We start from the raw sequence: 8,534 nt of genomic DNA, 5'->3' as shown, positions 1-8,534 counted from the left end.
GGCCTCCGACTTCGGCATCGACACGCGACGCGCCGGGTCGTCCGGCCCCGGCCTGCCGGCGCCGCGCGCCCGTCGTAGCGTGGGCCCATGGGTGACGAGAAGCTCGTGCAGCTCGACGTCCTGGGAGTCCGGCGGCAGGCGCCGAGCGACCAGGTCGTGGTGCTGCTGCTCGATCTGGACGGGCACCGGCTGCTGCCGATCGTCGTCGGCGTCGCCGAGGGCTCGTCCATCGCTGCGGCCCAGTCCGGGATCTCGGCGCCACGTCCGATGACCCATGACCTCCTGGTGTCCGTCGTCAAGGCCTCCGGGCGGTCCGTGGTCCAGGCCGAGGTCGTGTCCTTGGTCGACGGCGTCTTCCACGCCGTGCTGGTCCTCGACAACGGCGTCCGGGTCGACTCCCGCGCCTCGGACGCGATCGCGGTCGCGGTACGCACCGGGAGCCCGGTGCTGTGCGTTCCTGCGGTGCTCGAGGAGGCGGGCCTCGAGGTGGAGCAGCGCGAGCCCGAGACCGAGGTGCAGGAGTTCCGGGCCTTCCTCGACACGGTCAGCGCCGACGACTTCGGCTCGGAGGGGGACGATCCGCAGAGCCGTCCGCCGTCGTGAGGCACGGGGCGGAGACGTCAAACCTGAGGTTGAGGTCGAGATTGAGACACGCCAGAACGACACGCCGGTGGTTCGTCAGCGTGGCGTCGTTGACGGCCCCCACCGGCGGGCCTAGCGTGACTGATGAGCATCCAGAGGCCCCCGGAACGTCGGTGTGGATCCCATCGAGGATGGACCGAGGGGAGTGGCCGTGAGCGGCACCGGAGAGACGATCGAGGAGTCGGTCGGCGTCCCGCAGCGCGCGCAGGGCCTCCTGTTCGGCGACGAGCTGCCTGACCTGGACACGACGACGGGCTACCGCGGCCCGACGGCGTGCGGCGCGGCGGGCATCACCTACCGTCAGCTCGACTACTGGGCGCGGACGGGGCTCGTCGAGCCGACCGTCCGACCGGCCTCGGGCTCGGGTACCCACCGGCTGTACAGCTTCCGGGACATCCTCGTGCTCAAGGTGGTCAAGCGCCTGCTCGACACCGGAGTCTCCCTGCAGCAGATCCGCACCGCGGTCGGGCACCTGCGCGAGAGGGGCGTCGACGACCTGGCGCAGATCACCCTCATGAGCGACGGCGCGAGCGTCTACGAGTGCACCTCCGCCGACGAGGTGATCGACCTGGTCCAGGGCGGGCAGGGTGTCTTCGGCATCGCGGTCGGTCGCGTGTGGCGAGAGGTCGAGGGCACCCTCGCCGCCCTGCCGACCGAGCGGGCCGAGGAGGACCCGGACAGCCCGACGTCCGTATCCGACGAGCTCGCCCAGCGCCGGCGGTCACGCACCGCAGGCTGACCCACCCGGCCGTGTCCCGCTGGTCCGGAGCGCGGAACGGGCAGGCCGCACGACACCGTTGCCGCTACGGTGCTGGTGCCCCCTACCCGATGAGGTGAGACGTGTTCTCGAAGGTCCTGGTCGCCAACCGCGCTGAGATCGCCGTGCGAGGTTTCCGCGCTGCGTACGAGCTGGGAGCACGCACCGTCGCGGTGTTCCCCCACGAGGACCGGAACTCGGAGCATCGCCTCAAGGCCGACGAGGCCTACCCGATCGGGGAGCCCGGGCACCCGGTGCGCGCCTACCTCGACATCGAGGAGATCCTGCGCGTCGCCCGCGAGGCCGAGGCCGACGCGATCTACCCCGGCTACGGGTTCCTCTCGGAGAACCCGGCGCTCGCCCGCGCGTGCGACGAGGCAGGCCTCACCTTCGTGGGGCCCCCCGCCGACGTGCTCGAGCTCGCCGGGAACAAGGTCCGGGCCCTCAAGGCCGCACGTGAGGCCGGCATCCCGGTGCTCGCCTCGACCGAGCCCTCCTCCGACGTCGACACCCTTGTCGCATCCGCCGAGGAGGTCGGGTTCCCGATCTTCGTCAAGGCCGTCGCCGGTGGTGGCGGCCGGGGGATGCGTCGGGTCGACACCCGCGAGGAGCTCCCCGACGCCCTCGCGGCGGCGATGCGCGAGGCGGACAGCGCCTTCGGCGACCCGACCGTCTTCCTCGAGCAGGCCGTGCTGCGTCCGCGGCACATCGAGGTCCAGATCCTCGCGGACAGCACGGGGGAGGTCGTGCACCTCTTCGAGCGCGACTGCTCGGTGCAGCGGCGCCACCAGAAGGTCATCGAGATCGCCCCGGCGCCCAACCTCGACCCGGCGATCCGGGACGCGCTGTGCCGCGACGCGGTGGCCTTCGCGCGCAGCATCGGCTACGTCAACGCCGGCACCGTCGAGTTCCTGGTCGACACCGTGGGCGAGCGGGCCGGCCAGCACGTCTTCATCGAGATGAACCCGCGCATCCAGGTCGAGCACACGGTCACCGAGGAGGTGACCGACATCGACCTGGTCTCCTCCCAGCTGCGGATCGCCGCGGGGGAGTCCCTCGCGGACCTCGGGATCACGCAGGACGCCGTGCGGGTCAACGGCGCGGCCATGCAGACCCGCATCACCACCGAGGACCCGGGCAACGGGTTCCGGCCGGACACCGGCCGCATCGTCGCCTACCGATCACCGGGCGGTGCAGGGGTGCGGCTGGACGGTGCGACCGCGAGTGCCGGTGCGGAGATCAGCGGCCACTTCGACTCGATGCTGGTCAAGCTCACCTGCCGTGGACGTGACTTCCCGACGGCCGCCCGGCGCGCACGCCGGGCCCTCGCCGAGTTCCGCATCCGCGGTATCAGGACCAACATCCCGTTCCTCCAGGCTGTGCTCGACGACCCGGCCTTCGTCGCGGGGGAGCTGTCGACCTCGTTCATCGACGAACGCCCCGAGCTGCTCGCCGCCAAGATGAGCGCGGACCGTGGCACCAAGCTCCTTGCCTACCTGGGCGACGTGACCGTCAACCGTCCGCACGGGGCCCCTCAGGGCATCCTCCTGCCGCAGGCCAAGCTCCCCGCGGTGGACCTCTCCGCCGAGCCCGCGCCAGGCAGCCGCCAGCGACTGCTCGAGCTGGGCCCGGACGGGTTCGCCAGGGCGCTGCGTGAGCAGACGGCCGTGGGGGTGACCGACACGACCTTCCGCGACGCGCACCAGTCGCTGCTCGCGACCCGCGTGCGCACCTACGACCTCGCGGCGGTGGCACCGCACGTGGCACGCACCACCGGCGGACTGCTGTCGGTCGAGGCGTGGGGCGGGGCCACCTACGACGTCGCGCTGCGCTTCCTGGGGGAGGACCCGTGGGACCGCCTCGCGACTCTGCGCGAGGCTCTCCCGAACGTCGCCATCCAGATGCTGCTGCGCGGCCGGAACACGGTCGGCTACACGCCGTACCCGACCGAGGTCACCCAGGCGTTCGTCCGGGAGGCCACGGCCACCGGGATCGACATCTTCCGCATCTTCGACGCGCTGAACGACGTCGAGCAGATGCGCCCGGCGATCCAGGCCGTCCGCGAGGGCGGCACGTCGGTGGCGGAGGTCGCGCTCTGCTACACGGGCAACCTGACCGACCCGGGGGAGAACCTCTACACCCTCGACTACTACCTCGGGCTGGCCGAGCGGATCGTCGAGGCGGGCGCGCACGTCCTCGCGATCAAGGACATGGCCGGGCTGCTGCGCCCGGCGGCCGCCCGCACCCTGGTGACGGCGCTGCGTGAGCGGTTCGACCTGCCGGTGCACCTGCACACCCACGACACCGCCGGGGGTCAGCTCGCGACCCTGCTGGCCGCGGTCGACGCCGGCGTCGACGCGGTCGACACCGCAAGCGCCGCGATGGCGGGCACCACGAGCCAGCCGTCGATGTCGGCCCTCGTCGCAGCCCTCGAGCACACCGAGCGGGACACAGGCCTGAGCCTGCGCGCCGTGTGCGACCTCGAGCCGTACTGGGAGGCCGTCCGCCGCATCTACAAGCCCTTCGAGTCCGGGCTGCCCGGCCCCACGGGACGCGTGTACGACCACGAGATCCCCGGCGGGCAGCTGTCGAACCTGCGCCAGCAGGCCATCGCGCTGGGCCTGGGCGACCGTTTCGAGGACATCGAGGCGATGTACGCCGCTGCCGACCGGCTCCTGGGCCGGTTGGTCAAGGTCACGCCGTCGAGCAAGGTCGTGGGGGACCTCGCCCTGCACCTCGTGGCCCGCGGGGCGGACCCGGAGCACTTCGCCCGAGAGCCCCAGGAGTTCGACATCCCTGACTCGGTCATCGGGTTCCTCGGTGGCGAGCTCGGCGACCCGCCCGGAGGCTGGCCCGAGCCGTTCCGCACCCGTGCGCTCGAGGGGCGCACCCCGCACCGCGAGGTCGCGACGCTCTCCAGCGAGGACCGCCAGGACCTCGGCGCGGACTCGGGGACCCGTCGTGACCGGCTCAACCACCTCTTGTTCCCCGCGCCGACCAAGGAGCTCGAGCAGGTCCGGGCCAGCTTCGGGGACGTCAGCGTCCTCGACACGGCGCGCTACCTGTACGGCATGTTCCCGGACACCGAGGTCGAGGTCGAGCTCGAGCGCGGCGTGCGCCTGCTCGTGGGCCTCGAGGCCGTGGGCGAGCCGGATGAGCGCGGGATGCGCTCGGTGATGTTCACCCTCAACGGTCAGATCCGTCCGTTGCAGGTCCGCGACCGGGCCGTCGAGGTGGACCAGGCGACGGCCGAGAAGGCCGACCCGGGAACGCCGGGGCAGATCGCTGCACCCTTCGCCGGTGCGGTGACCCCCGTGGTCCAGGAGGGGCAGAAGGTCGAGGCAGGGCAGTCGGTCGCGACGATCGAGGCCATGAAGATGGAGGCGTCGATCACCACCCCGGTCGCCGGCACGGTCCAGCGCCTGGCCATCGGGGCGGTTCAGCAGCTCGAGGGCGGGGATCTCGTCGTCGTCGTGGTCTGAGGCCCGCACCGTCGTCCGCCGCCCCTGACGCGAGGGCGGCGGACGCCTCGGGTTCGCTCGAGCAGCGTCGACCACGAGCCGCGCGTACCGTTCGTGTCAGGACCGGTCGAGACCTCTCGCCCGTCCGTGCATGCCGCACCCTGGGAGGCCTGATGTCACACGAGAGCACCGACCCCGCACCGGGTGAGGGGACCGCACCCGGCCCTCTCGATCACGACCAGATCCCGCACCTCGAGGTCGACGAGACGATCCCCCCTCGTCCCGAGGAGGAGGTCGCCGACGTGACCCGCAGCGCGCCGGGGGAGTGGAGCACGTCGTCCTGAGCGCCGCGGTGCGAGGGAGTGTCGGGGCGTGGCCCGCAGGAACGACCTGCGCGCCACGCCCCGAGGTTCACCCGCGCATCGGTGGCTTCGCCTCGTCCGACTCGGTCGGCGGGATGTCCGGGCCGGGCGCGGTCGCCGGAGAGACCGGCGACCCGGCGGAGGGTGCCGGGGACAGCTCAGGGGCGAGAGCGGACGGGTCGCCCCCGCTCGGCTCTGCACCTGCCTCGAGCTCGCTCGCCCGGGTCTGCAGCACCTGGAGCGCCGGCACTCGTCGTGCGTGCGTCTCCTCGTACTCGATGACGACCCGCAGCTGGTCCAGGTCCAGGGACCGGATGCGGTGGCCGAGCCCGGTGATGGGCAGATGGTCGTAGTCGGGGAGCGGAAGCTCCTCGCGGGTGGGGCCGTGGTCCGTCATGGTGTCTCCAGGTCTCGACGTCGTCGGACCTCTCGACCGTAGGTCGAGGTGGACCGGCTCGCACGGCGGACCGAGGTTCAGCTCGTCGGCGGCTCGTCCTGACCGGCGGCGCGGTGCGCCGCGTAGTCCTTGCGCAGGCCGGTCAGGCCCCAGAGGGCAACGGCGCCGCCCAGGGCGATCATCGCGCCGTTGGCCCAGGTCCCCGCCCCGTCCGCGAAGGCGCTGACCTGGTACCCGATGACCACGAGACCGACGATCACCGGCAGGGAGGACGACCACCACCAGCGCGCGTCGAGGGACCGCGAGGCGGGGGCAGGGGAGTCCGAGGAGTGCGGCTCAGGCATGACCTCAGCATCTCACGCCCGCACGATCGGGCAGGATGAGGCCGTGGCGACCATCGACGTGCTGAGCGAGGACGACTGGGCCAGGCTGGCGGCGATCCGTCTGCGTGCGCTCGAGCAGGACCAGGGTGCCTTCGGCTCGTCCCTGGCGCGCGAGCAGGGCTTCGGCGAGAAGCACTGGCGCATGAGACTGCGGTCCAGCACCTGGCTGGTCCTCGGCGAGCCCGAGCAGGACGCCGGGGTGCTCTGCCTGATCGAGGAGCCGGGGGCACCCGCGGACGAACGCCACGTGGTGAGCCTGTGGGTCGATCCCGACCTGCGAAGGCGGGGACATGGACAGGCGCTCCTCGACACGGCGGCGGGACGAGCCGCCGAGGTCGGCGCGGTGAGGCTGACCCTCTGGGCCATCGACTCGAACAAGGCTGCGACCGCTCTGTACCGCCGCGCCGGCTACGTCGCGACCGGAGCCTCCATGCCGTTGCCCCGCGACCCACGGCTCACCGAGCACCGCTGGGAGAAGCGCCTCGGGCCGGCGGACGTGAGCGTGCCGTCCTCACGCTGAGTCGCGACCCCCGCTGGCCGAGGTGGAGAGGGCCCTCGAGAGCCGTAATGACATAATGTCCCTTATCGGCTGTAGGGACGTCCTGTCGGGAGCGAGGCGTCCTGTCGGGAACGAGGCGTCGCTGGAGCCCACGCCCATCCGGCGCCCTCGAGTCCCGCGTCGGTCCCGTGCCCTAGCGTGGTGGCGCCCAGCGTCGACCAGGAGGTCCCATGTCCAGCCACGCCCCGTCCGACGATCTCGACCGGCTCATCACGGAGGTCACCGACCAGCAACGAGAGCTGGTCCTGGACCACATGGACTACGACGACGCGTGGCGTCTGGGCTCGCTGCTCATCGAGCTGGCCCGGGAGCGTGAGCTGCCCGTGGTGGTCGACGTGCGCCGGCACGGTCAGCAGCTGTTCCACGCGGCACTCCCGGGCACCGCGCCTGACAACGACACCTGGGTCGAGCGCAAGGTGCGTGCCGTGGACCGCTTCGGGGCGCCGTCGTTCTTGCTGGGTCTGCAGGCGAAGGTCAAGGGTCAGTCCTTCGCCGAGGCGACGGGGCTGTCGATCCAGGAGTACGCCGGGCACGGAGGCTCGTTCCCGCTCACCGTGGCCGGGGTCGGTCCCGTGGGCACCGTGACCGTCTCGGGTCTGCCCCAGGCCGAGGACCACGCGTTGGTGGTCGAAGGGCTGCGCGTCCTGGTCGCGGAGCAGCGAGCTGCCAGGTAGGGCAGGCTTGCTCCGATCCCTAGGAGGTCCCGTGCCCGACACCCGTCGGCCCTCGGCGGACGGCGCCCTGCTGCGCCGCATCTGGGCGCTGCTGTCCCCCTACCGCGCCACCCTGGTCCTCGTGGCCGTGACGATCGTCGTGGGTGCCGGGCTCGGCATCGTCACGCCCTTCCTCACGCAGGCGGTCTTCGACGAGGCGCTGTTCCCTGCGGACGGCACCGGGGTCGACCTCGAGCTCCTCGGATGGCTCGTCGGCGCGATGATCGCCGTACCGCTGCTCACCGCGGCGATCGGCATCGGGCAGACGTACCTCACGACCCGCGTCGGCAACGAGGCCATGGCCGACCTTCGTGGACGGCTCTTCGAGCACCTCGAGCGGATGGAGCTCGCCTTCTTCACCGCGACGCGGACGGGGTCCATCCAGTCCCGGCTCGCGAACGACGTCGGCGGCGTGCGCTCGGTCCTGACGACGACGGCCTCGAGCATCCTGTCCAACGCGGTCACCGTCATCGCGTCGCTGATCGCGATGCTGCTGCTCTCCTGGCAGCTCACGATCATCTCGATCGCCCTCATGCCCGTCTTCCTGGTGCTCCAGCGGCGGGTCGGGGCACGCCGCCAGGTGCTGGCCCGCAAGACCCAGGAGTCCCTCTCGGACATGACGGCCATCACCGAGGAGGCGCTGAGCGTCTCGGGGGTGCTGCTGTCGAAGGTCTTCAACCGGGCCGACGCCGAGATCGCGCGCTACGACGCGGAGAACAAGCGCCAGGTCAGCCTCCAGGTGCGCCAGGCGATGGTGGGCCAGGGGTTCTTCGCCATGGTCACGGCCTTCATGGCCGTCACCCCGGCGCTGGTCTACCTCGCCTCGGGCTACATGATCGTCGGAGGGACCGAGGTCTCGGCCGGGACCCTGGTGGCGTTCTCGACCCTCCAGGCGCGCCTGCTCATGCCTCTGGTCCAGCTGCTCCGGGTGGCCCTGGACGTGCAGACCTCCCTGGCCCTCTTCCGACGGATCTTCGAGTACCTCGACCTCACGCCGGCGATCCAGGACCGCACCGACGCCGAGGACCTGCCCGAGGTCCGTGGCGAGGTCGAGCTCACGGACGTCTGGTTCGCCTACCCGCCCCCCACCCGGCTCAGGACCCCCGACCCCTCCCCCGGCGAGGGCATGGGCGGGCACGCAGGTGGGCGCGGCATGTGGGGCGCCATGGGGATGGTCGGGCAGCCCGGGGCCCGGGGGGGCAGCGGTGCATCACGGGACCGGTCCCGAGGCGCCGCTCCGCCGCCGACCCAGCCCGGGTC

9 protein-coding genes are annotated in these 8,534 nt (G+C 72.0%); 7 read left to right on the top strand and 2 right to left on the bottom strand.

Annotated elements, in window-relative coordinates; all coding sequences use genetic code 11:
* The first annotated feature begins 87 nt into the window (after positions 1 to 87).
* The 4 genes from L0B03_RS10390 (at position 88) to L0B03_RS10375 (ending at position 5,204) form a co-directional block, all read left to right on the top strand.
* The gene (locus L0B03_RS10390; protein WP_250445725.1) at positions 88 to 603 is read left to right on the top strand and encodes a bifunctional nuclease family protein; all 516 of its coding nucleotides are present in this window, start codon (positions 88 to 90) and stop codon (positions 601 to 603) included.
* Between the two features lie 190 nt (positions 604 to 793).
* Complete coding sequence (locus tag L0B03_RS10385) at positions 794 to 1,381, top strand: MerR family transcriptional regulator (RefSeq protein WP_308200036.1); 588 nt, start codon at positions 794 to 796, stop codon at positions 1,379 to 1,381.
* A gap of 101 nt (positions 1,382 to 1,482) precedes the next feature.
* Complete coding sequence (locus tag L0B03_RS10380; protein ID WP_250445724.1) at positions 1,483 to 4,881, top strand: pyruvate carboxylase; 3,399 nt, start codon at positions 1,483 to 1,485, stop codon at positions 4,879 to 4,881.
* 152 nt (positions 4,882 to 5,033) lie between these two features.
* Positions 5,034 to 5,204, top strand: a complete 171-nt coding sequence (locus tag L0B03_RS10375) for a hypothetical protein (protein WP_250445723.1) — start codon at positions 5,034 to 5,036, stop codon at positions 5,202 to 5,204.
* 67 nt (positions 5,205 to 5,271) lie between these two features.
* Here L0B03_RS10375 and L0B03_RS10370 read toward each other — a convergent pair whose 3' ends face one another.
* Together L0B03_RS10370 and L0B03_RS10365 are read right to left on the bottom strand one after the other, a co-directional pair.
* On the bottom strand, positions 5,272 to 5,619 hold the full coding sequence (locus L0B03_RS10370) for a hypothetical protein (RefSeq protein WP_250445722.1): 348 nt from the start codon (positions 5,617 to 5,619) through the stop codon (positions 5,272 to 5,274).
* Positions 5,620 to 5,696: 77 nt separating this feature from the next.
* Complete coding sequence (locus L0B03_RS10365; protein WP_250445721.1) at positions 5,697 to 5,963, bottom strand: hypothetical protein; 267 nt, start codon at positions 5,961 to 5,963, stop codon at positions 5,697 to 5,699.
* A gap of 43 nt (positions 5,964 to 6,006) precedes the next feature.
* On the opposite strand from L0B03_RS10365, the gene L0B03_RS10360 reads away from it, so the two are divergent.
* The 3 genes from L0B03_RS10360 to L0B03_RS10350 all read left to right on the top strand — a co-directional run.
* On the top strand, positions 6,007 to 6,522 hold the full coding sequence (locus L0B03_RS10360; protein WP_250445720.1) for a GNAT family N-acetyltransferase: 516 nt from the start codon (positions 6,007 to 6,009) through the stop codon (positions 6,520 to 6,522).
* A 209-nt stretch (positions 6,523 to 6,731) separates the two neighbouring features.
* A complete protein-coding gene (locus L0B03_RS10355; RefSeq protein WP_250445719.1) occupies positions 6,732 to 7,235 on the top strand; it encodes a heme-degrading domain-containing protein in 504 nt (167 codons plus the stop codon).
* Between the two features lie 31 nt (positions 7,236 to 7,266).
* The coding region (locus L0B03_RS10350; protein WP_250445718.1) for an ABC transporter ATP-binding protein at positions 7,267 to 8,534 on the top strand (1,268 nt) is incomplete at its 3' end.

The organism is Actinotalea sp. C106, from assembly GCF_023630195.1.
Lineage (GTDB): Bacteria > Actinomycetota > Actinomycetes > Actinomycetales > Cellulomonadaceae > Actinotalea.
The sequence above is the reverse complement of the archived record's forward strand: the minus strand, read 5'-3'. Positions and strand labels throughout refer to the sequence as shown.

Excerpts from the sequence above, each read along its gene's own strand:
- L0B03_RS10375 (WP_250445723.1), top strand. The coding sequence starts at position 5,034 with ATGTCACACGAGAGCACCGACCCCGCACCGGGTGAGGGGACCGCACCC.
- L0B03_RS10355 (WP_250445719.1), top strand. The coding sequence starts at position 6,732 with ATGTCCAGCCACGCCCCGTCCGACGATCTCGACCGGCTCATCACGGAG.
- L0B03_RS10370 (WP_250445722.1), bottom strand. The coding sequence starts at position 5,619 with ATGACGGACCACGGCCCCACCCGCGAGGAGCTTCCGCTCCCCGACTAC.
- L0B03_RS10390 (WP_250445725.1), top strand. The coding sequence starts at position 88 with ATGGGTGACGAGAAGCTCGTGCAGCTCGACGTCCTGGGAGTCCGGCGG.
- L0B03_RS10365 (WP_250445721.1), bottom strand. The coding sequence starts at position 5,963 with ATGCCTGAGCCGCACTCCTCGGACTCCCCTGCCCCCGCCTCGCGGTCC.